This is a genomic window from Geodermatophilus sp. SYSU D00867, assembly GCF_054050315.1.
The window spans coordinates 314,456-335,029 of the sequence record NZ_JBJGZC010000001.1; the positions used below are offsets into that span (position 1 = coordinate 314,456).

The following is a 20,574-nucleotide window of genomic DNA, read 5'->3' on the forward strand; positions in this document are numbered from 1 at the left end:
CGGGGATCCGGTCGGGGCCCTTCCTCGTGCAGGCGCGGGCTACACCCGCTGGTAGCCCCACTCCTCGAACGCCTCGGTCCAGCGGTCCATGGAGGTCAGCTCGCCGGCCGCGGCCTGGTAGCGGCGCTGCAGCTCCGGGAAGTCGGCGGACATGCGGCGCAGCAGCTGCACCGACGTCGCCGCCAGCCGGCGGAAGGTCGCCGGGTCGCGGCGCCGGAAGGTGACCCCGCGGCCGTCGGCGGTGCCCACGGTCGCGCTGTCGAGCCGGGACAGCAGGAACCACTGCGCGTCCTGGAACGCGAGGTTCAGCTGCGGGGTGTCCATGTTCTCGGGGTCCACCGGCCGGGCGTTGTGCACCAGCGCCTTGACCAGCGTCTTGCCGATCTGCAGCGGGTTGACCGGGATCCGGCGGAAGCGCACCGCCTTCGCCGTCGGCATCGAGGGCAGCGGCAGGTCCGCCGACGACGGCAGCACCTTGCCGTCGGCGTGGGTGGCCCGCACCTCGCGGGCGGTGACCACCGACTGCGGCATGCTGCTGAACAGCGCCTCCGGGCCGGCGAGGAAGTCGCGGTAGGCCCGGTGGTGCAGCTCGACCGTGGAGTACTGCAGGTTGATGAGGAACCGCAGGTCGGCCTTGAGCATCTCGCGGAACAGCTTGCCGCCGTGCTTGTGCGGCGAGTGCAGCGCCGCGGCGATCAGCCGGTTGCGGATGTGGAAGTACGCCTGCCAGTCGCTGGCGTCGTCCTTGTCGCCCCAGGACAGGTGCCAGATGGCGGTGCCGGGCAGCGACGCGGTCGGGAAGCCGGCGGCGAAGGCCCGCAGGCCGTACTCGGCGTCGTCCCACTTGATGAACACCGGCAGCGGCATGCCGATCTTCTCCGTGACGGCGCGGGGGATGAGGCACATCCACCAGCCGTTGTAGTCGACGTCGATGCGCCGGTGCAGGTCCGGCGACTCGCGCAGCGTCTCCTTGCCGAAGTCGTGGTGGTACTCGGTGTTCGGCGCGTTGGTCCAGAAGAACGTCTCGCGGTCGACGATCTCGCCCATGCTGTGCAGCACCGAGCGGTTCTGCAGCGCCAGCATCTGGCCACCGACCAGCATCGGGCTCTTGGCGTAGGCGGCGAAGGCGCGGGCCCGCAGGATGCTGTCGGGCTCGATCATGATGTCGTCGTCGAGCAGCACCACGTGCGTGGCGTCGCTGCGGGTGAACGCCTCGTGCATCGTGCGGGCGAACCCGCCGCTGCCGCCGAGGTTGGGCTGCTCGACCACGTGCAGCCGGTCGCCCAGGGCGGCCTTCACCTCGGCGTAGCCGGCGGCGTCCTTGACGTGGTTGTTGCCCTGGTCGGCGATGGTCACCAGCGACAGGCGCTCGAGCACCGCGGGGTCCTCGACCAGCGCGCGGGCGGCGGCCAGCGCGTCGACCGGGCGGTTGTAGGTGCAGATGCCGATCGCCAGGCGCGGCTCCTCGGCCGGCGCCTGCGGGGCGTACCAGCCGGCCTCGCGGACCACCGTGTCGCTCTCGGCGGTGACGTCGAACCAGTACCAGCCGCCGTCGATGAACGGCGCGAGGTCCAGCTCGAGCTCGACGGTGCGCTCGTCGTCGCCCACGTGCGAGACGCCGGTGACGTGCATCGACTCGCCGTCGGCCTTGGAGCGGTGGACGTCGATGCGGCACGTGCCCGACACGGTCACCCGCAGCACCACCGAGTCCAGCACGCTCCACCGGCGCCAGTAGCTGGCCGGGAAGGCGTTGAAGTAGGTGGCGAAGGAGACCTCGGCGCCGGCGACGATGGTGCCGGAGTGGCGCCCGTCCTGCCGGACGCGCACCGGGGAGTTCTCCTCGTCGAGGTAGAGGCTGCGGACCTTCAGCGGGTCGGCCGGTCGCGGCATGAGGACCCGCTGGACCAGCGTGACGGCCTTGTCCGGGGTGAGCTCGGTGTCCGCCGGCTCGCTGACGGTGTCCGGCTTGACCGGCGCGTCAGCGACCTGGGGTGCGGTCGTCGTCATGGAGGGATCAGTCCTCGGCTCAGTCGTCGAGGCGGCCGTCGAGCGAGCCACCCTCGTCGAAGAAGGGGCGGATGCGGTTGTCGAACATGCTCAGCGCCGACCCGATCGCCATGTGCATGTCCAGGTACTTGTAGGTGCCCAGCCGGCCACCGAAGAGCACACGCTTCTCGGCGGCCTCCTTCTTGGCCAGCTCGCGGTAGCGCTCGAGCTTGGCGCGGTCCTCGGGCGTGTTGATCGGGTAGTACGGCTCGTCGCCGGTCTCGGCGAAGCGCGAGTACTCGCGGACGACGACCGTCTTGTCGGCCGGGTAGTCCCGCTCGGGGTGGAAGTGCCGGAACTCGTGGATCCGGGTGAAGGGCACGTCCTCGTCGGCGTAGTTCATCACCGAGGTGCCCTGGAAGTCGCCGATCGGCAGGACCTCGGTCTCGAAGTCCAGCGTGCGCCAGCCCAGCTCACCGGCCTCGTAGCCGAAGTACTTGTCGATCGGGCCGGTGAAGACCGTCGGCACGTCGGCGGGCAGCTCGTCCCGGACGTCGAACCAGTCCGTCGACAGCCGCACCTCGATGTTCGGGTGGTCGGCCATCTTCTGCAGCCACGCGGTGTAGCCGTCCTTCGGCAGGCCCTCGTACGTGTCGTTGAAGTACCGGTTGTCGAACGTGTAGCGCACGGGGAGGCGCGCGATGACCGCGGCCGGCAGCTCGGTGGGGTCGGTCTGCCACTGCTTCTTGGTGTAGCCGCGGATGAACGCCTCGTAGAGCGGGCGGCCGATCAGGGAGACCGCCTTCTCCTCGAGGTTCTGCGCGTCGGCGGTGTCGATCTCACCGGCCTGCTCGGCCACCAGCGCACGGGCCTCGGAGGGGGAGTAGCTGCGCTCGAAGTACTGGCAGATCGTGGCCAGGTTGATCGGCAGCGAGTAGGTCTTCCCCTGGTAGATGGAGTAGACCTTGTGCTGGTAGCCGGTGAACTCGGTGAACTGGTTGACGTACCGCCAGACCCGCTCGTTGGACGTGTGGAACAGGTGGGCGCCGTACCGGTGGATCTCGATGCCGGTCTCGGGCTCGGGCTCGGAGTAGGCGTTCCCACCGATGTGGTCGCGTCGGTCGAGGACGAGCACGCGCTTGTCCAGCTGGCTGGCCACCCGCTCCGCGACGGTCAGTCCGAAGAAGCCGGAACCGACGACGACGAGGTCAGGTCTCGCTGAGGTCACGACTCGCGACGATACCGTCGCGGTGCCCCCGGCTCCCGCCGTCGCGGCCGATTCCTGGTACGGACCCGTCCCGTTCGTCACAGCCGCCCCGAGGGTGCCGCCGAGTCCCGTGGGTCACCGGGGGGTGACACCCGGTCGGGTAGGTTGCCGCCACGTGACGAGCGAGACGCTTGCCGAGTTGAACCGGCACGCCGCCGCCATCGGTGACGACCTGCGCCTGGTCCAGGGGGCCGGCGGCAACCTCAGCGGCAAGGACGGCGACCTGGTCTGGGTCAAGGCCTCCGGGACGAAGCTGGCCGAGGCGCTGGAGCGCCCGATCTTCGTCGGCGTCGACGGCCCCCGCGCCCGCGTGGACGTCCTGCAGGTCGAGGACCTGCGGCACGTCGTCGTCGAGCTGGCCGACGAGCGGGCCTCCCGCCCCTCCATCGAGACCGCCCTGCACGTGCTGCTGCCGCACCGCTTCGTCTTCCACGTGCACTCCGTGGGCGCCGTCGCGGCCGCGGCCCAGCGCCGGCCGGACGCCGTGCTCGACCGGCTGCGCGAGGTCGCGCCGGTCGGCTGGGTGCCCTACGCCAAGCCCGGCATCGCCCTGGCGCGCGCGGTCCTCGCCGCCCAGGAGGCCGCCGGGCCCACCGAGGAGACGGTGTTCCTCCTCGGCAACCACGGCCTGCTGACCGCGGCCCCCACGGCCGACCGCGCCCGGGAGCTCGTGGACCGGGCCGAGGCCGCGCTCCGCCGCGACGACCGGCCGGTCGCCGGCGACGACGACGAGACGACACTGGCCCCGGCGGGGACACTCGATGCGGACGCCACCCGGCTGCTGACCGGGGGCGTGCTCACGCCCGACTCGGCGGTGTTCCTGGGCAGCCGGCCCTTCGGGACCGCGCCGGGGCAGGGCAGCCCGCTCGTGGTGACGCCCGACGGGGGCGTCGTCGTGGACGGACCCCTCTCGGCGGACGCCCGGGAGATCGGCCGGGGACTGGTGGCGATGGCGCGGCACGCCGACCCGTCGGCCCCCGTGCGCTATCTGGACGACGACGAGGTCGCGGACCTCGTGGACTGGGAGGCCGAGAAGTGGCGACGCGGGATGGAGCGGTGACCCCGCAGCTGGTGATCCCCATGACGGGGATCAGCTCGCGGTTCACCGCCGCCGGCTACGACCGGCCCAAGGCGCTGATCGAGCTGGACGGCGAGACGGTCATCGACCACGTCGTCGACATGTTCCCCGGGTGGGACGACGTCGTGTTCATCTGCAACGCCGACCACCTGGCCGACCCCCGGCTGCGGCTGCGCGAGCGCCTGCTCGAGCGCCGGCCGAACGGGAAGGTCGTCGAGGTGGCGGCGCACAAGCTCGGCCCCGGCCACGCCGTGCTGGAGGCCGCCGAGCACATCGCCCGGGACAAGCCGGTCGTCGTCAACTACTGCGACTTCACCTGCTACTGGGACGCCGACGACTTCGCCGACTACCTGTCCTCGGGCGTGGTGACCGGCGGGGCCATCCCGGCCTACCGCGGCTTCCACCCGCACATGCTGCACTCGACGTCCTACGCCTACCCGAGGCTCGAGGGCGAGTGGGTCGTCGACATCCAGGAGAAGAAGCCCTGGACCGACGACCCGGCGAAGGAGTTCGCCTCCTCGGGCACCTACGGGTTCGCCAGCGGCCAGGTGCTGCTCGACGCCCTGGCCCACCAGGTCGAGCACGGCTACGACCTCAACGGCGAGTACTACCTGAGCCTGACCTACAAGAGCGTCCTCGACATGGGCCTGACCATCGGCGTGTACGAGCTGCAGCACTTCATGCAGTGGGGCACCCCGCAGGACCTCGAGGAGTACCGCGAGTGGTCGACGGCCCTCGCGCACTGGACCCGCGGCCCGGCCGCGCCGCAGCCGGGCGCCGCCCGCGTGGTGCTCGCCAGCGGCGCCGGCAGGCGCTTCGCCGACCTCGGCTACGACCGGCCCAAGCCGCTGCTCGACGTCGCCGGGCGGACCCTGCTCGAGCACGCGCTGCTCGCCGTCCCCGGCTCCCGGTCGGTCGTGGTCACCCGCGCCGACCTGGGCGACGGCGGCGAGGTCGCCCGCCTGGCCCGCGCCCAGGGCGCGGAGGTCGTGGAGCTGGAGAAGCTGTCCCGCGGGCAGGCCGACTCCGCCCTCCAGGGCCTGCGCCCGCTGCTCGACGGCGCCGCCGAGCAGCCGGTCACCGTCACCGCGTGCGACGCGGTGCCCCGCCCGGCGCCGGGCGCGCTCGACGCCGCCCTGGCCGCGGCCGGCGAGGACGGCCTGGTCGTGTGGGTCGCCCCCGGCTACCGGCTGGCCCGCCGCCGGCCCCAGCAGTACGGCTGGGTGACCTGGGAGCAGGCCGGCGAGCAGGTCGGCCTGGTGCAGCGGACCTGGCTCAAGGAGGCCCCGGACGACCCGGCCACCGCCGGCGTGATCATCGGGACGTTCACGTTCCCCACCACCCGGGGCGCGGTGGCCGGCGTCGAGGAGCTGCTGGCCAGCGACGAGACGGTCAACGGCGAGTACTACCTCGACAGCCTGGTGCGGCGGTTCACCGCCGCCGGCCGCCCGGTGGTCGCGCTGCTGCTGGACAGCTTCGTCTCGCTGGGCACGCCCGACGAGTACGAGACCTTCCGCTACTGGCAGAGCTGCTTCCACAAGTGGGTGCACCACCCGTACGCGCTGGCGGCCGACCCGATGGTCCCGCCGACGGCGCGCGCGGACCTCGACCGCGCCTTCCGTGCCTTCGTCCCGGCCGCGAGCGGCCGGACGTGGACCTGACCGGTCCCGTGACCGTCGCCGGAGGGGGGAACCGGTCATGAGGGGTTCGCTGGCACGCTTCGTGCTGGTCGGTGGCACCACCGTGCTCATCGACGCCGTCGTCTACCAGCTGCTGCTGTGGGGCGGGGTCGGGCACGGCTGGGCCAAGGCGCTGGGCTTCATCGCCGGCGCGGTGTTCGCCTACGTCGCGAACTGGCGGTTCACCTTCCGCGGGCAGTCGCACCGCTGGTCGCTGGTGGCGTTCGTGGTGGTCTACCTGTGCGCCCTCGGGATCAACGTCGGTGCCAACGCCCTGGTCCTGGCCGTCCTCGACGACGGCCGGACCTGGCAGGTCGCCGTCGGCTTCCTGGTGGCCACGGGCCTGTCGGCCGCGTGGAACTTCGTGGGCATGGCCCGCTTCGTCTTCCGGTCGCCCGTGCGCGGCCCCGAGCCCCGAGAGGTGGCCTCCCCGCATGGCTGAGCCGACCCGGCCCACGCCCGCCTTCAGCCTCGTCGTCCCCTGCTACAACGAGGCCCGCTCGCTGCCCGAGCTCGTGCTGCGCGCCCGCTTCACCGCCGAGGCCGGTGACGGCGAGGTGATCCTGGTCGACAACGGCAGCACCGACGACACCCCCGAGGTGCTCGCCCGGCTGCTCGACCCCGCCGACGACCGGGTCCGGTCGATCCGGGTCGACCCCAACGAGGGCTACGGCTGGGGGATCACGTCCGGACTGGCGGTGGCGCGCGCGCCGATCGTCGGCTGGACCCACGCCGACCTGCAGACCGACCCCGCCGACGCGCTGCGCGCCGTCGCCGCGATGGAGGGCGCCGCGGGCCCGGTGCTGGTCAAGGGCCGCCGCTACGGCCGGCCCGTCGCCGACCGGGTGTTCACCGCGGGCATGAGCGTCTTCGAGACCGTGCTGCTGCGCCGCCGGCTCACCGACATCAACGCCCAGCCGACGATGTTCTCCCGCCAGCTGCTCGACCAGTGGGGCACCCCGCCCAAGGACTTCTCGCTGGACCTGTTCGCCATGTACACCGCCGCCGAGCGGGGCTTCGACATCCGCCGGGTGCCGGTGGTCTTCGCGCCCCGGCGCTTCGGCACCTCGTCCTGGAACGTCGACCTCGCCGCCAAGCGGAAGTTCATCAAGCGCACGGTCGACTTCAGCCTGGCGCTGAGGAAGCAGCTGTGACCCTCGTCGTGGCCCACCGGCGGAACCTGCCGGCCGAGCTGGCCGACACCCCGCGCGAGCTGGGCATCGAGATGGACATCCGGTCCTACGGCGACCGGCTCGTCGTCACCCACGAGCCGTTCGACCCGGGCGTGGACCTCGACGAGTGGCTCGACGCCTACGCGCACGCCTTCCTCGTGGCCAACGTCAAGGAGGAGGGCCTCGAGGAGCGGGTCGAGGCCGCGCTGGCCGCCCGCGGCGTCGAGGAGTGGACCTACCTCGACCAGTCCTTCCCCTTCATGGTGCGCACGCTGCGCCGCGGCGAGAGCCGCTGCATGGCGCGCATCTCGGAGTACGAGTCGGTGCACACCGTGCTGGCGCTGCAGCCGCGCGCCCAGTGGGTGTGGCTGGACTCCTTCACCGGCGCCCTGCCCCCGCGCGAGGACCTCGCCGCGCTGGCCGGCACCGGGTACCGGGTGATGGTGGTCAGCCCCGAGCTGCAGGCCCGCGACCCCGAGCCGGAGGTGGCGGGCATCCGCCGCGCGCTGGCCGAGGCCGGCCTCGAGCTCGACGCCGTCTGCACGAAGAGGCCCGCACTGTGGGCCTGAGGGAACTGGGCCCCCGGCAGAAGCTGCTGCTCGCCGCGGGGTTCGCGGTGCGCGTCGCGCTGCTGGCCGTGCTGGTGCCGGCGGTGCAGCGGGCCTGGTTCGCGCCCTTCGTCGAGCACTTCCTCGACCAGCCCTCGTTCACCCCGTGGTCGGAGTGGCTGGCCGACGGCGGCGTCGAGCAGGCCTTCCCGTACGGGCCGCTCATGCTCGTCTGGTTCGGCTTCTTCGGGCTGCTGACCTCGTGGCTGCCGGTGCCGTGGGCGGTGCAGCTGGGCATGGCGGTCGGCGTCCTGGTCGCCGACCTGCTGATCACCTGGCTGCTGCTGCGGACCGGCGGCTCCCGCCCCGGCCGCGCGGTCGTGCTCGCCGCCGTCTCGCCGATCCTCGTCTACGCCGCGTACGTGCACGGCCAGCTGGACCTGGTGCCGACGCTGCTGATGTTCGCCTCCGTGCTGGCCTTCCGCCGCCGGCAGTGGTCCGCCGCCGGCGTGGCCGCGGGCCTCGCGGTCGCGGTCAAGGCCAGCTCGGTGCTGATCGTGCCGTTCGCGCTGCTGTTCCTGCTGCGCAACAGCCGCTACCGGGCCGCCCTCGTCCCGTACCTGACCGGGCTGCTGCCCGGCCTGGTGCTGCTCTTCCTGCCGGCGGTCTCCGGCGGCTACCGGGAGATGGTCCTGGGGACGCCGACCTTCGGCGCCGCCGTCGACTACGTCATCACCCTCGGGCCCGGGCTGCAGCTGGTGCTGCTGCCGGTGGTCTACGCCGCGCTGCTGGCGGTGCTGTGGCGGTTCCGGCGGGCCAACCCCGACCTGGTCTTCACCGTGACCGCGGTCGCCCTGGCCGCGGTCGCGCTGCTCACCCCGGCCTCGCCGGGCTGGTTCCTGTGGTCGGTGCCCTTCCTGGCCGTCATCGCCGCCGGCACCGGCCCGCGGGTGCGCGCCGCCGTCTTCTGCTTCTGGGTCGCAGTCACCGCCTCGCAGGCGGTGTCGGCCAGCGGCGCGGCGCCGCGGTGGGACGCGCCGGCGCTCGGGATGACCTTCCGGGACGTCGACCGCACCGCCTTCGACCTGCCGGCCTGGCTGTTCGACCTGCTGGCCACCACGGCCGTCGTCGCCGGTGCCATCGCCCTAGCGATGGTGCTGCGCGGGGCGCTGCAGCAGTACGACGTCTACCGGCTCTCCCGGGCCCCGCTGTCGATGGCGGTCGCCGGCGACAGCGGCACCGGCAAGGACACGCTGTGCATCTCGCTGTCCGACGTCTTCGGCGAGCAGGCGACGTCGTTCCTCATGGGCGACGACTACCACCTGTACGAGCGGCACGCGCCGCTGTGGAACGTCACCACCCACCTGGACCCGGCGGCCAACGACCTGCCCCGGCTCACCCGGGACACCTTCCGGCTGCTGGCCGGCGAGGAGGTGTGGTGCCGCCACTACGACCACGCCCGCGGCCGGTTCACCAAGCAGCGCCCGATCGCCCACCGCGAGCTCGTGGTGGTCAGCGGGCTGCACGCGCTGACCAGCGGCGACGTCCGGGCCAAGGTGGACCTCACGGTCTTCACCGACATGGACGAGCCGCTGCGGCGCCGGCTGAAGATCGAGCGCGACGTCGGTGAGCGCGGGCACGCACTGACCTCGGTGCAGGCCTCGATCGACCGGCGCGAGCCCGACCGCGACCGCTACATCCTCCCGCAGCGCCCGCTGGCCGACGTCGTCCTGCGGCTGGAGTCCGAGCGGTGCCTGCCGCCGGAGGACCAGCCGCTGGACGCCCCGCTGTCCCTGCGCGTGGTCGCCCGGCTGCGCGGCCTGGCGTTCGCCGAGCGGCTGAGCCGGGCACTGATCTCCGTGGGCGGCGTCCCCTCGCGCCTGGAGTACCTCAACGAGCCGGGCGCGGTGGAGCTCACCGTCTCGCCGTCCCCGCTCACCCCCCGGGACGTGCGCAGCCTCGCCCGCCACCTGCTCGACCGGCCGGAGGAGCTGTTCGTCAGCGAGCCGGTGTGGCTGGGCGGCAGCCGCGGCCTCATGCAGTTGATCCTCGTCCTGGCGATGCTCGAGCGTCGCCGCAACCGGTTGGAGTCGACCCTCCGATGACCACCCCACGCCTGCCGTCGCTCGTCATCTTCGACCTCGACGACACGCTCTACCCCTACGAGCCCTGCCACCGGGCGGGGACCGCGGCGGTGGTGGCCTTCGCCGCCCGCGAGCTGGGCGTCAAGGACCGGGCGTTCCTCGACGTCTGGGACGGCGCGCGCAAGCGGGTCAAGGCGCGGCTGGGCGACACCGGCAGCTCGCACAGCCGGCTGCTCTACGGGCACGAGGCGATCGAGATGCTGGGGCTGCGCAGCCAGCCGGCGCTCGCGCTGGCGCTGGAGCAGGAGTACTGGCGGGAGTACCTGCTGGCGGCCAAGCTGCGCCCCGGCGCCCGCGACCTGCTCAGCTCGCTGCGCTACAACAACATCCCGATCGCGATCGTCACCGACCTGACCGCCCAGATCCAGTTCCGCAAGCTGGTGCACCTGGAGCTCGACCAGGTCGTCGACCACGTCGTCACCTCCGAGGAGGCGACCGGCGACAAGGTCACCCTCGAGCCGTTCCGGGTGCTGTTCGACCGGCTGCCCCGGCAGGAGTCCAGCCACGTCTGGTTCGTCGGGGACTCGGTGCCCGACGTCTCCTGCATCGACCGGCTGGTGGCGGACAAGCTCATCGAGTCCGGCACCGGCTGGCTGCTCGCCGGCCGCGGCGACGCCCCGACCAGCGCGCTGACCTGGTCCCGCATGGAGCAGATCGAGGACGCCCTGCACGACCTGATCCCCGGCGGGCGGGAGGCCTCCGCATGAGCTCCCGGGCGTCCGTGCTCGACCGGCCGGGCACGCCGCCCGGGTCGCCGGAGTCCCCGGGCGCCGGCCTGCGCCGCCCCGGCTCCCCGGCACGCGCCGGCCTGGTCGCGGCGGGGCTGTTCGTCGCCGCCGAGGCCGTCCTGCTGCTGGTCGTGCGGCTGTGGCAGCCGCGGTTCTTCTACATCGACGACATGCAGGCGCAGTACCTGCCGGTCTTCTCCTGGTTCGGCCGGCAGCCGGGGACGCCGCCGCTGATCGACCCCGACCAGGGCTCGGGCGGCGCCTTCGTCGCCGACCTCCAGTACGGCGTGCTCGACCCGGTGCACTGGCTCCTGGCCCAGGTCGTCGGCTCGGCGCAGGACCTCAACGCCGCGGCGTGGGGGATGAAGATCCTGGTCGTCGCGGTGATGGGGCTGGGCACCACGGTCCTGGCCACCCACCTCGGCGCCCGCCCGGTGTGGGCGGCCGCGGCCGCGCTCGGCGCGGTCAACTCCGGCTTCATGCTCTGGTACGCGACGTCCTGGTGGCCCTCGGGCTGGGGCACCGCCTGGATGCCGTGGCTGTGGTGGGCGCTGTCCAGCCGCAGCCGCTGGGCGGTGCCCGGTGCGGTGGTGGCCGCCTACATGACGATCACCTCCGGCTACCCGTACGCGCTGCCCTTCTCGGCGATCGTGGTCGCCTGCGTCGCGCTGGTCCGGCTGCAGCAGCCGCGCGCCGAGGGCGGCGTGCGCGACCTCGTCGTCCGGCTGGCCGCCGGTGCCGGCGGCGCGCTGCTCGGCGCGCCGGGCCTGCTCACCGCGAGCGCCCTCACCCCCTTCAGCCAGCGCAGCCTCGGCGGCGCCGGCGACGCGTTCGGCAACGCCGGCGAGCACATCCCCAACCTGCTCGACGTCCTCCTCGGCAGCGCGACCCTCTCGCCGTCGGTGCTCGGCTGGTGGGGCGACCGGATGCAGCCGGCGGTCATGGCGCTGGCCTGGTTCGTGCTGCCCGTGCTGGCGCTGGTCCGGTGGCGGGTCCGCCCCGACGGCGTCCGGCTCTGGCGCACCCCGGGCGTCCTGCCGGCGGTGGCGCTGTGCGTCGTCGCGGTGGTGGCCACGCAGAGCCCGACGGTGCTGTTCGACCTGCGCTACCCGTGGCGCTACGTGGTCGTCCTGCAGGTCGTCTCGCCGGTGCTGGTCGCCGTGCTGGCCAGCCGCTGCGGGCTGGACCTCGGCCGGCGGCGGCTGGCCCTGGCCGCCGGGCTGCTGGTCGCCCAGGGCGTCCTGGCCTGGTCGCGCACGCCGGTCATGTGGAAGTGGCACGCCTTCGTCGTCTTCTGGGGGCTGGTCGTCCTCGCCGTCGCCGGGGTGCTCGCCTCCCGGCGCGCCGCCCGCGACGCCGAGCCGGCCGGGGACGGCGGGACCCCCGCCCGGGCGCGCGCCGGCGCCGTCCTGGCGGTGCTCGCCCTGGTGGCCACCGCGGCCGCGCCGCTGGCCAGCATCGGCGCGGCGATCACCTACCAGCGCATCGACGCCCGCGACCACGGCGCCGAGCCCACCGGGCTGCCGGCCCGCGGCATCTACGACACCACGGTCTGGCCGTCCCTGGTCTCGGACTTCGAGGAGGCCAGCCAGGGCGTCGGGCTCAACGCGACCGTCCTCTGGTGGGGCGAGCCGGGGGAGGACCGCGGCGCGCTGCGCGGGGCCGCCGTCGGCAACGCCGCGCTGCTCGCCGGCATCCGGCCCGGCTACGCCTACACCTCGCTCGGCCAGGCCGGGTGGGCGAACCGGTGGTGCGCGAGCTTCGTCGGCGTCGTGGGCGACTGCCCCGACCCCGTCGACCGGCTGCTCGCGCAGGTTCCCGGCACCGACGTCACCTGGCTCGAGGCGCTGTCGAAGGACGTCGTCCTGCTCGACGAGCGGGCGCCGGCCGAGATCCGCGCGGCGCTGGACCGTTCCTACGAGCGCACCGGCGAGGACCGCGGGCTGCTGCGCTACGAGCGCCGCGAGGCCACGCCGGGCCGGGTCACCTGGGTCAGCGACGGCGTCGACTCGGTCGAGGCCATCGACGTCGGGTTCGAGCAGGAGAGCTACCGCGTGAGCTGGTCCGGCGACGACGCCCGCGTGTTCACCCGGATCCCGTGGTGGCCGGGCTACGTGGCGCGGGTCGACGGGCAGCCGGTCGACGTCGAGGTCGTCGACGGCACCGCCGTCGAGGTCGTGCTGCCCGCCGGCGGCGGGGAGGGCACCCTGGAGATCGCGTACGAGCGGCCCCGGGCCGGGCTCGGGACCGTCGCCGTCGGCGCCGGCGCCGTGCTCTCGGTCCTCGCCCTCGCCGCGGGCCTCGGCGCGACCGCCGGGCTGGAGCGACGGCTGACGAGGAGGCGGAACCCGGCGGGATGACCGCGACGCAGGCACACCGGTCCGAGACGGCCCCGATCGCGGCTCCCCGCGGCCCCGCGGGCCGTCGCCGTGTCCGTGACGCGGCGCTCGCCGTCGGCGGGTACCTGGTGGCCCAGGTCGCCTTCCTCGCCGCCCTCCGCGCGCTCGTCCCGCGGTTCTTCTGGCTCGACGACCAGCAGGCGCAGTACGTGCCGGGCTTCGGCCACCTCGGCCGGTCCCCGGGCGTCCGCCCGCCGCTGCTGGACCCCGAGCTCGGCTCGGGCGGCAACTTCGTCGCCGACCCCCAGTACGGCGTCCTCGACCCCACGCACTGGCTGATCAGCGCGGCGGTCGCCCGCCTCGACACGCTCCGGGACGCCGGCTGGCTGCTGGGCGCCGGCGCCACCCTGGTCCTCGGGCTGGGCCTGGTGCTGCTGCTGGTCGCGCTGCGGGTGCGCCCCGCGCTGGCGGCGGCCGCGGCGGTGGGGGCGGCCAGCACCGGCCTGTTCCTGTGGGTCGGCGGGTCCTGGTGGCCGCTGATGTGGGGCACCGCGTGGCTGCCCTGGCTGTGGCTCGGCCTGGTGCTGCGCCGCTGGCCCGGCGCGGTCGTGACCGCGCTGGCCGCCTGGCAGCTCACCGCCTCCGGCTACCCGTACGTGCTGGTCCCCGCCGGGGCGCTGGTCGCCGGGCACCTGCTCGAGCAGCGCCGCCGCCGGCGGGAGGGCCGGAGCACCGCGCCGGTGCTGTCCCGGCTGGCCGCCGGGGCCGCCGGCCTGGTCGCCGGGGCGCCGGGGCTGCTCGCGTCGCAGGAGATGGCCGAGGCCTCCACCCGCAGCGAGCCGCCGGAGACGGTGCTGGCCAACGTCGGCTCGCTCATCCCGAACCTGCTCGACGCGGTGCTCGGCGGGAGCACGCTGACCCCCAGCGTCTCCGGCGCCGCCGGCGGGTACCTCTGGACGCCGCCGCTGGCCGCCACCGCCGTCCTCGCCCTGCCCGCCCTCGCGCTGGTCGACTGGCGGGGGGCGCTGCGCGGGCGCGGGGTGCTCACCGGGATGGTCCTGCTCGGGGCGGCGCTGGTGCTCACCCAGATGCCGACCGACGTCGGCCAGCTGCGCTACCCGTTCCGCTACCTCGCCGTGTCCGGCCCGGCCCTGGCCGTGCTCGCCGCCGTCGCGCTGACCGCCGTCGCCCGGCCCACGCGCCGCCGCGTCCTCGCCGCCCTCGGCCTGGTCGGTGCCCAGCTGGGGCTCGCCCTGGTGCGCTCGCCGGCCCTGTGGGCGTGGCACCTGCTCGCCGCGGTGCTGGCCGCGGCGGCGGTGGCGGCGCTGGCGCTCCTGCTGCGCCGGCGCACCGCCGCGGCCGGGGGAGCGCTGCGCGCCTGGCTGCCGCGGGTGGCCGGTCCGGTGCTGGTGGCGCTGGCGGTCGCGGCCGACCTCGCCCCGGTCGGCTCGACCACGCTGGCGCAGGCGCGGGCCGACGAGCAGGCGGAGCTGCCGGCCACCGGGCTGCCGTTCCGCAACATGGCGCTGCGCCCGGCCTGGGGGGACGACGTCGCCGCCTTCCGCGACCGCTCGGTGGCGACGGACACCGCGCTCACCGTGTACGTCTTCGGCGGGTTCGACGACGTCGGCCGCGAGGTCCAGGACCAGGGCTGGGACTGGGGCGTGCTCCCCGGCAACGCGAACCTCGTCGCCGGCCTGCGCCCGGGTTTCGGCTACGTGGCGGTCGGCCACGACGCGTGGACCGAGCGGCTGTGCCAGGACCTGTTCGGTCAGGTGCAGTCCACCGAGGAGTGCACCGACGGGCTGCTCGAGCGCGTGCCCGGCACCGACCTGCGGTGGATCGACGCCCTCTCCTCGGACCAGGTGCTGCTCTCGCCGTACGCCCCGGACGCCGTCGAGGAGCACTTCCGCGACGGAGGCGCGTGGACCGAGGCGGGCCTGGCCGGCGTCTACGGCCGCTTCGTCCGCGACGACGGCCTGCCCGGCCGGGTCACCTGGGCCTCCGACGGCGTCTCCGTCGAGGCCGCCGGGGACGATGCCGCGGGGGACACGGCCGCGGCCTTCCGCAGCGGCGAGCCGGGGGAGTCCCTGCGGGTCTCCACGCCCGCTGACGGCGGCCGGCTGGTGCTGCGGATCCCCGCCTGGCCGGGCTTCCGGGCCGAGGTGGACGGCACCGCGGTCGAGGTCGGCTCGGTGGAGGACACGCTGCTGACGATCGAGCTCCCCGGGGACCTCGACGACGCCCGGGTGGACCTGTACTTCGACCCGCTGGCCGACCGGCTGCTGGTGCCCGCCGCCGGCGCCGGGGTGCTCCTGCTCGCGCTGGCGGTGGCCGTCGAAGTCGTCGTCCGGCGCCGCCGCACCGCCTGACCGGCACCGCCCGGCACGCGCCACCCGGCCCCACCGCCCGACCGGCGGGCCCCGGACGACGGACGGCCCCGGGACACCGTGGTGTCCCGGGGCCGTCCGCGTCGTACCGCGCGCCGGTCAGTCGGTCGTGAGCGTCACCGTCGCCCCGTCGGCGCTGGTCCAGCGGATCGAGCCGTGCTGGAAGTCCTGGCGCTGCGCCCCGTCGGGCTCGGTCACCAGGTCCCCGGTCGGGTAGCCCAGCTCGCCGGACTCGGCCCCGGCGGCGGCGTAGGCCTGCGCCACCGGCCCCCGGACGGCGTGCGCACCGGTGGTGGAGGACCAGTAGATCCGGCCGTTCTCGAACACCTGCACCCAGCCGCTCCCGGCCGCCCGTGCCCGGTCCGCCGTCGGGTAGCCGAGGGGACCGGACTCGCCGAGCAGCGCGTCGTAGGCCGGGGAGAGGGGCGCCAGGACGGCGTGCGCGCCGGTGGTGGGGGACCAGTGGATGCGCCCGTTCTGGAACGCCTGGGTCCACCCGCCGCCGGCCGTCTGGTACCGGTCGCCGACCGGGTAGCCGAGGGGCCCGGACTCGCCGAGCAGCGCGTCGTAGGTCGCCGAGATCGGCGCCAGGACGGCGTGCGCGCCGGTGGTGGGGGAGTAGTGGATGCGGCCGTTCTGGAAGGCCTGGGTCCAGCCGTCGTTCCACGTCCGGTAGCGCGCGCCGACCGGGTACCCGAGCGGGCCGGACTCGCCGAGCAGCGGGTCGTAGGCCGTCGAGATCGGGCTGAGCACCGCGAACGTGCCGCTGGCCGGGGAGGAGTGGATGCGGCCGTTCTGGAACGCCTGGGTCCACCCGCCGCCGGGCGTCGCGTAGCGCGACCCGACCGGGTAGCCCAGCGGGCCGGACTCGCCGGTCAGCGTGTCGTAGGTCGCCGCGATCGGCGCCACGACCGCGTGCCCGCCGGTGGCCGGCGACCAGTGGATCCGCCCGTTCTGGAAGGTCTGGGTGAACCCGTTGCCCGGCGTCGGGTAGCGGTCGCCCGTCGGGTAGCCCAGCGGGCCCGACTCGCCGAGCAGCGTGTCGTAGGCCGTGGAGATGCCGCCGATGACGGCGTGCGCCCCGGTGGCCGGCGAGTAGTGGATCCGGCCTTTCTCGAAGCCCTGCACCCAGCCGCTGTTCACCGTCTGGTAGCGGCCGCCGACCGGGTAGCCGAGCGGCCCGGACTCGCCCAGGAGCTCGTCGTAGGCCGGGGAGATCGGCGCCAGGACGGCGTGCGCGCCGGTCGTGGGGGACCAGTGGATGCGGCCGTTCTGGAAGCCCTGCACCCAGCCGTTGCCCGCCGTCTGGTAGCGGTCGCCGACCGGGTAGCCGAGCGGGCCGGACTCGCCGAGCAGCGCGTCGTAGGCGGCGGAGATCGGCGCCAGGACCGCGTGCGCGCCGGTGGTGGGGGAGTAGTGGATGCGGCCGTTCTGGAAGCCCTGCGTCCAGCCGTTGCCCCACGTCGCGTAGCGCGGGCCGACGGGGTAGCCGAGCGGGCCGGACTCGCCCATCAGCGGGTCGTAGGCCCACGAGATCGGCGCCAGCACCGCCTGCGCGCCGGTCGCCGGCGAGTAGTGGATGCGGCCGTTCTGGAAGCCCTGCGTCCAGCCGTTGCCCCACGTCGGGTACCGCGCGCCCACCGGCGCGCCGAGGGCGCCGCCGACCCCGCCCATCCGCTGCCAGAGGGCGTCGATCTCGCCGACCACCGAGTACTGCGTGCTGCCGAACCAGTCGGTGAACATCCGCCAGAAGTTGCGGTTGCCGTAGGACGAGCAGCCGTCGCCGGTGCCGTAGAGGTTGTTCATCGCCGCCTGGTTGGGCGGGTAGGGCGTGTAGATGTACAGCCCGGCCGTGGCCTGGTTCTCGATGTAGACCGACGTCGTCCCGCAGGCGGCGTTCGGGTGCCACTGGATCGTGTTCCAGCGGCCGGCCTGGTACGAGTAGTTCCTCCAGTTCACCGCGTACCGCCGGTACTGCCAGGCGGCCTTGTAGACCTGGTTGTAGAAGCCGTAGTACTGCGCGTCGCACGGGGCGGTGTCCGGGCAGCCGTAGCCGGTGGCCTTCTTGTAGGCGTTGTCCCACGTCGGGTTGGTCTTGGTGACCAGGCTGGTCTCCTTCTGCAGGAGGACCAGCAGCACCCGCGGGTTGACCTGGCAGGCCTGGGCGACGTTCCAGATGATGTCGGCGGCCGTCTGCCCCGCGACGCCGTTGTACTGGGCGCACTGGGCGTCGGCCGGCCGGGTCCAGGTGTTCTCCCGGTAGTCCTTCAGGCAGGTGTAGCCGGCCTGGCAGGACGAGACCTTGCCGTTGAGGAAGGCCTGCACGTCCCAGGGCGCCATCGTGGAGGCGTCCCAGAAGACGGCGTCGCTGATGATGTTGCCGGCGCGGAAGTCCGCGGCGCTGGCCGCCTGCGCGGGCGCAGCGGTGGTCACCTGCACGACGCCGAGGCCGGCCAGGGACGCCAGCACGCAGGCGAGCGCCAGCAGCAGCCGCGCCCGCCGGGGGACGGAGCGGCCGCTCACGGGACGTCCACCGTCACCGTCTCGGACTCCAGCTCCGTCGAGCCGGACGTGTAGGTCACGGTGACCGCCCACGCGCCGGTGCTGCCCTCGGGCAGGACGACGGCGAGCGCGCCGCACTCGGTGGTCGCCGGGCCCGGCTCGGCCTCGGTGGCCTCGCTGGACACCGCGTCGCCGCCGTCCGCGGGCTCGGCGACGGCGGTGCACTCGCCGCCGGTCTCGACCAGGCCCTGGACGAACGCGGCGGCCTCGATGCCGGGCAGGCCGGGCGACCACTCGGCGCGGGCCAGCACCAGCGAGGCGGAGTCCACGGGGGCGTCGGTCTGCACGGCGTCGGTGTCCACCGCCGGCGAGCCGTCCGTCGCGGGCGTGCCGGCGGTGGGGTCGGCCGGGGAGCCGGTGGCGCCGGCGGAGGTCGTCCCGTCGGCGGTGGTGGTCGTGTCCGCCTGGGTCCCGCCGGTGCTGCAGCCGCCGAGCACGAGCAGGCCACAGGTCAGCGCGAGCGGGACGGCGGCGCAACGGTGGGTGAGGAGGTACTTGCGCACAGACACCCATCGACCGTAGGGAGCCGGTCCTTGAGTCCCGGGGACCTCGGCGGCGGGGTGGGAACGTCCCGTCACAGTCGTCCCGGACGCCTCACCCACCCCGGTCGCCTCCCTCGCGCGGAGGTCCGCGGGGAGGCGCATCTAGGTTGGGAGGCGTGAGCGCACCGCCGTCGGGACCCCTGCGCGTCGTGGCGGTCACCTACTCGCCCGGCGAGGCGCTCGAGGGCTTCGTGTCCTCGCTGGCCGAGGCGACGACCCGGCCCGTCGAGGTGGTGCTGGCCGACAACGGGTCCACCGACGGCGTCCCGGAGCGGGTCGCCGCCGCGCACCCGCACGTGCGGCTGCTGCGCACGGGCGGCAACGTCGGCTACGGCGCGGCGGTCAACGCCGGCCTGGCCGGGGCCCCGGGCCGGTACGCGCTGGTGGCCAACCCCGACGTCCGCTTCGAGCCCGGGTCGGTCGACGAGCTGCTCGCCGTCGCCGCCCGCTGGCCGCGCGCGGCCACCGTCGGCCCGGCCATCCGCACCCCCGAGGGCGAGCTCTACCCGTCGGCGCGCGAGCTGCCGCGGCTGTCCACCGGCGCCGGCCACGCGCTGGTGGGCTGGGCGTGGCCGGGCAACCCGTGGACGGCGCGCTACCGCCGCGAGCGCGAGGCGCCGCGCGAGCGCACCGCCGGCTGGCTGTCGGGCTCCTGCTTCCTCGTCGACCTCGAGGCGTTCCGGGCGGTGGGCGGCTTCGACCCCGGCTACTTCATGTACTTCGAGGACGTCGACCTCGGCCGGCGGCTGGGGCGTGCGGGCTGGCTGCACGTCTACGCGCCGAGCGCCGTCGTCGTCCACGAGGGCGGGCACGCCACCCGCCGGGAGCCGCACCGCATGCAGCGGGTGCACCACACCAGCGCGCTGCGGTACCTGTCCGGCCAGTACCCCGGCCCCCGCAACGCCCCGCTGCGGGCCGCGCTCCGGGCCGGCCTCGGCGGCCGGATGCTCGTGTCCTACGTCAGCGGGCGGGTCGCCGCCGGGGCCCGCTTCCAGCGCCGCGCCGACGACGTCGGCCGGGCCCGTCGAGGAGGTGCGGCATGAGGCACGCGGTGGTCATGGCGGGAGGCTCCGGGACCCGGTTGTGGCCGCTGTCGCGCGCCGCCCGGCCCAAGCAGCTGCTCGACGTGCTCCAGGACGGCGACGGCCCTCCGCACAGCCTGCTGGCCGAGGCCTTCACCCGGCTGGAGGCCGTGCTCCCGGCCGAGCGGATCTGGGTCTGCACCGCGGCCCGCTACGGCGCCCAGGTGCGGGCGGCCCTGCCGCGGCTGCGACCGGACCGGCTGGTGCTCGAGCCGGTCGCCCGCGACACCGCCAACGCCGTCGGGCTGGCCGCCGCCCTGGTCGCCGAGGCCGACCCCGACGCCGAGCTGGCCGTCGTGAGCGCCGACCACGTGATCCGCCCGGTCGAGCGGTTCGCCGCCACGCTGACCACCGCCTTCGACGCCGTGACCGCGCGGCCGCGGGCGCTGGTCACCCTCGGCATCACGCCGACCGCCCCGGCGACCGGCTTCGGCTACGTCCGCCGCGGCCCGGCCACCGAGGTGCCCGGGGTCGCCGAGGCCGCCGCGTTCAAGGAGAAGCCCGACCGCGCCACCGCCGAGGCCTACCTGGCGTCGGGTGAGTACCTGTGGAACTCCGGCATGTTCGTCTGGCGGGCCCGCACCGTCCTCGACGCGCTGGCCGACCACCTGCCGGCGTCGGCGGAGGGGCTGGCGCGGATCGTGGCCGCGCCGGCCGGCGCGGAGCGCGACGCCGTCCTCGCCGAGGTGTTCCCGACGCTGCCGAAGACCAGCGTCGACTACGCCGTCCTCGAGCCCGCGGCCACCGAGCCCGGCCGGGTGCTGGTCGCCGACCTCGACGTCGAGTGGCTCGACGTCGGCTCGTGGCCGGCGCTGGCGCAGACGCTGGCCGCCGCCGACGGCAACGCCGTGGGCGGGCTCGCGGTGACCCTCGACAGCGCGGCCAACATCGTCTTCAGCGACGACCCGGAGCACCTCGTGGCGCTGGTCGGGGTCCGCGACAGCGTCGTCGTGGCCACCGCCGACGTCACGATGGTCTGCCCGGTGTCCGACGCCGAGCGGGTCAAGCAGCTGCTGTCCGCCGTGGAGGAGCGGCACGGTGCCCGCTTCAGCTGAAG

General features: G+C 74.6%; 15 protein-coding genes. 11 read left to right on the forward strand and 4 right to left on the reverse strand.

Going from position 1 to position 20,574, the window contains the following annotated elements:
- Positions 1 to 39 precede the first annotated feature (39 nt).
- Both ACI8AK_RS01580 and glf read right to left on the reverse strand, forming a co-directional pair.
- Entirely contained in the window at positions 40 to 2,007 is a 1,968-nt protein-coding gene (locus ACI8AK_RS01580; protein ID WP_387991422.1) for a glycosyltransferase, read from the reverse strand.
- Positions 2,008 to 2,026: 19 nt separating this feature from the next.
- Entirely contained in the window at positions 2,027 to 3,214 is a 1,188-nt protein-coding gene (gene glf / locus ACI8AK_RS01585; RefSeq protein WP_456903308.1) for a UDP-galactopyranose mutase, read from the reverse strand.
- 154 nt (positions 3,215 to 3,368) lie between these two features.
- Between glf and ACI8AK_RS01590 the strand changes: the two genes are divergently transcribed.
- The 9 genes from ACI8AK_RS01590 to ACI8AK_RS01630 are packed head-to-tail and all read left to right on the forward strand — an operon-like array spanning position 3,369 to position 15,313.
- The gene (locus ACI8AK_RS01590; protein WP_456954909.1) at positions 3,369 to 4,313 is read left to right on the forward strand and encodes a class II aldolase/adducin family protein; all 945 of its coding nucleotides are present in this window, start codon (positions 3,369 to 3,371) and stop codon (positions 4,311 to 4,313) included.
- Positions 4,310 to 5,992: an NTP transferase domain-containing protein gene (locus tag ACI8AK_RS01595; protein ID WP_456954910.1), complete on the forward strand. Its 1,683-nt coding sequence runs from the start codon at positions 4,310 to 4,312 to the stop codon at positions 5,990 to 5,992. The genes ACI8AK_RS01590 and ACI8AK_RS01595 overlap by 4 nt, the downstream gene beginning before the upstream one ends.
- Positions 5,993 to 6,029: 37 nt before the next feature.
- Positions 6,030 to 6,452: a GtrA family protein gene (locus tag ACI8AK_RS01600; protein ID WP_387991432.1), complete on the forward strand. Its 423-nt coding sequence runs from the start codon at positions 6,030 to 6,032 to the stop codon at positions 6,450 to 6,452.
- Positions 6,445 to 7,164: a glycosyltransferase family 2 protein gene (locus tag ACI8AK_RS01605; RefSeq protein WP_456903307.1), complete on the forward strand. Its 720-nt coding sequence runs from the start codon at positions 6,445 to 6,447 to the stop codon at positions 7,162 to 7,164. The genes ACI8AK_RS01600 and ACI8AK_RS01605 overlap by 8 nt, the downstream gene beginning before the upstream one ends.
- Complete coding sequence (locus ACI8AK_RS01610) at positions 7,161 to 7,751, forward strand: hypothetical protein (RefSeq protein WP_456903306.1); 591 nt, start codon at positions 7,161 to 7,163, stop codon at positions 7,749 to 7,751. The genes ACI8AK_RS01605 and ACI8AK_RS01610 overlap by 4 nt, the downstream gene beginning before the upstream one ends.
- Positions 7,742 to 9,835: a hypothetical protein gene (locus tag ACI8AK_RS01615; RefSeq protein WP_456903305.1), complete on the forward strand. Its 2,094-nt coding sequence runs from the start codon at positions 7,742 to 7,744 to the stop codon at positions 9,833 to 9,835. The genes ACI8AK_RS01610 and ACI8AK_RS01615 overlap by 10 nt, the downstream gene beginning before the upstream one ends.
- A complete protein-coding gene (locus ACI8AK_RS01620; protein ID WP_456903304.1) occupies positions 9,832 to 10,581 on the forward strand; it encodes an HAD family hydrolase in 750 nt (249 codons plus the stop codon). The genes ACI8AK_RS01615 and ACI8AK_RS01620 overlap by 4 nt, the downstream gene beginning before the upstream one ends.
- Positions 10,578 to 12,962: a hypothetical protein gene (locus tag ACI8AK_RS01625; protein WP_387991446.1), complete on the forward strand. Its 2,385-nt coding sequence runs from the start codon at positions 10,578 to 10,580 to the stop codon at positions 12,960 to 12,962. The genes ACI8AK_RS01620 and ACI8AK_RS01625 overlap by 4 nt, the downstream gene beginning before the upstream one ends.
- Positions 12,959 to 15,313: a hypothetical protein gene (locus tag ACI8AK_RS01630; protein ID WP_456954911.1), complete on the forward strand. Its 2,355-nt coding sequence runs from the start codon at positions 12,959 to 12,961 to the stop codon at positions 15,311 to 15,313. Before ACI8AK_RS01625 ends, ACI8AK_RS01630 begins: the two co-directional genes overlap by 4 nt.
- A gap of 117 nt (positions 15,314 to 15,430) precedes the next feature.
- Here ACI8AK_RS01630 and ACI8AK_RS01635 read toward each other — a convergent pair whose 3' ends face one another.
- Both ACI8AK_RS01635 and ACI8AK_RS01640 read right to left on the reverse strand, forming a co-directional pair.
- Positions 15,431 to 17,854: a hypothetical protein gene (locus ACI8AK_RS01635; protein WP_456954912.1), complete on the reverse strand. Its 2,424-nt coding sequence runs from the start codon at positions 17,852 to 17,854 to the stop codon at positions 15,431 to 15,433.
- Positions 17,851 to 18,402 (reverse strand): hypothetical protein, encoded by a 552-nt coding sequence (locus tag ACI8AK_RS01640; RefSeq protein ID WP_456954913.1) that lies wholly within the window; start codon positions 18,400 to 18,402, stop codon positions 17,851 to 17,853. The genes ACI8AK_RS01635 and ACI8AK_RS01640 overlap by 4 nt, the downstream gene beginning before the upstream one ends.
- A gap of 149 nt (positions 18,403 to 18,551) precedes the next feature.
- Between ACI8AK_RS01640 and ACI8AK_RS01645 the strand changes: the two genes are divergently transcribed.
- The gene (locus ACI8AK_RS01645) at positions 18,552 to 19,478 is read left to right on the forward strand and encodes a glycosyltransferase family 2 protein (RefSeq protein WP_456903299.1); all 927 of its coding nucleotides are present in this window, start codon (positions 18,552 to 18,554) and stop codon (positions 19,476 to 19,478) included.
- On the forward strand, positions 19,475 to 20,572 hold the full coding sequence (locus ACI8AK_RS01650; RefSeq protein ID WP_456954914.1) for a mannose-1-phosphate guanylyltransferase: 1,098 nt from the start codon (positions 19,475 to 19,477) through the stop codon (positions 20,570 to 20,572). Before ACI8AK_RS01645 ends, ACI8AK_RS01650 begins: the two co-directional genes overlap by 4 nt.
- Positions 20,573 to 20,574: the final 2 nt, after the last annotated feature.

Coding starts and splice junctions, on each gene's coding strand:
- ACI8AK_RS01605 (WP_456903307.1), top strand. CDS start 6,445: ATGGCTGAGCCGACCCGGCCCACGCCCGCCTTCAGCCTCGTCGTCCCC.
- ACI8AK_RS01580 (WP_387991422.1), bottom strand. CDS start 2,007: ATGACGACGACCGCACCCCAGGTCGCTGACGCGCCGGTCAAGCCGGAC.
- ACI8AK_RS01620 (WP_456903304.1), top strand. CDS start 9,832: ATGACCACCCCACGCCTGCCGTCGCTCGTCATCTTCGACCTCGACGAC.
- ACI8AK_RS01630 (WP_456954911.1), top strand. CDS start 12,959: ATGACCGCGACGCAGGCACACCGGTCCGAGACGGCCCCGATCGCGGCT.
- ACI8AK_RS01600 (WP_387991432.1), top strand. CDS start 6,030: ATGAGGGGTTCGCTGGCACGCTTCGTGCTGGTCGGTGGCACCACCGTG.
- ACI8AK_RS01625 (WP_387991446.1), top strand. CDS start 10,578: ATGAGCTCCCGGGCGTCCGTGCTCGACCGGCCGGGCACGCCGCCCGGG.
- ACI8AK_RS01650 (WP_456954914.1), top strand. CDS start 19,475: ATGAGGCACGCGGTGGTCATGGCGGGAGGCTCCGGGACCCGGTTGTGG.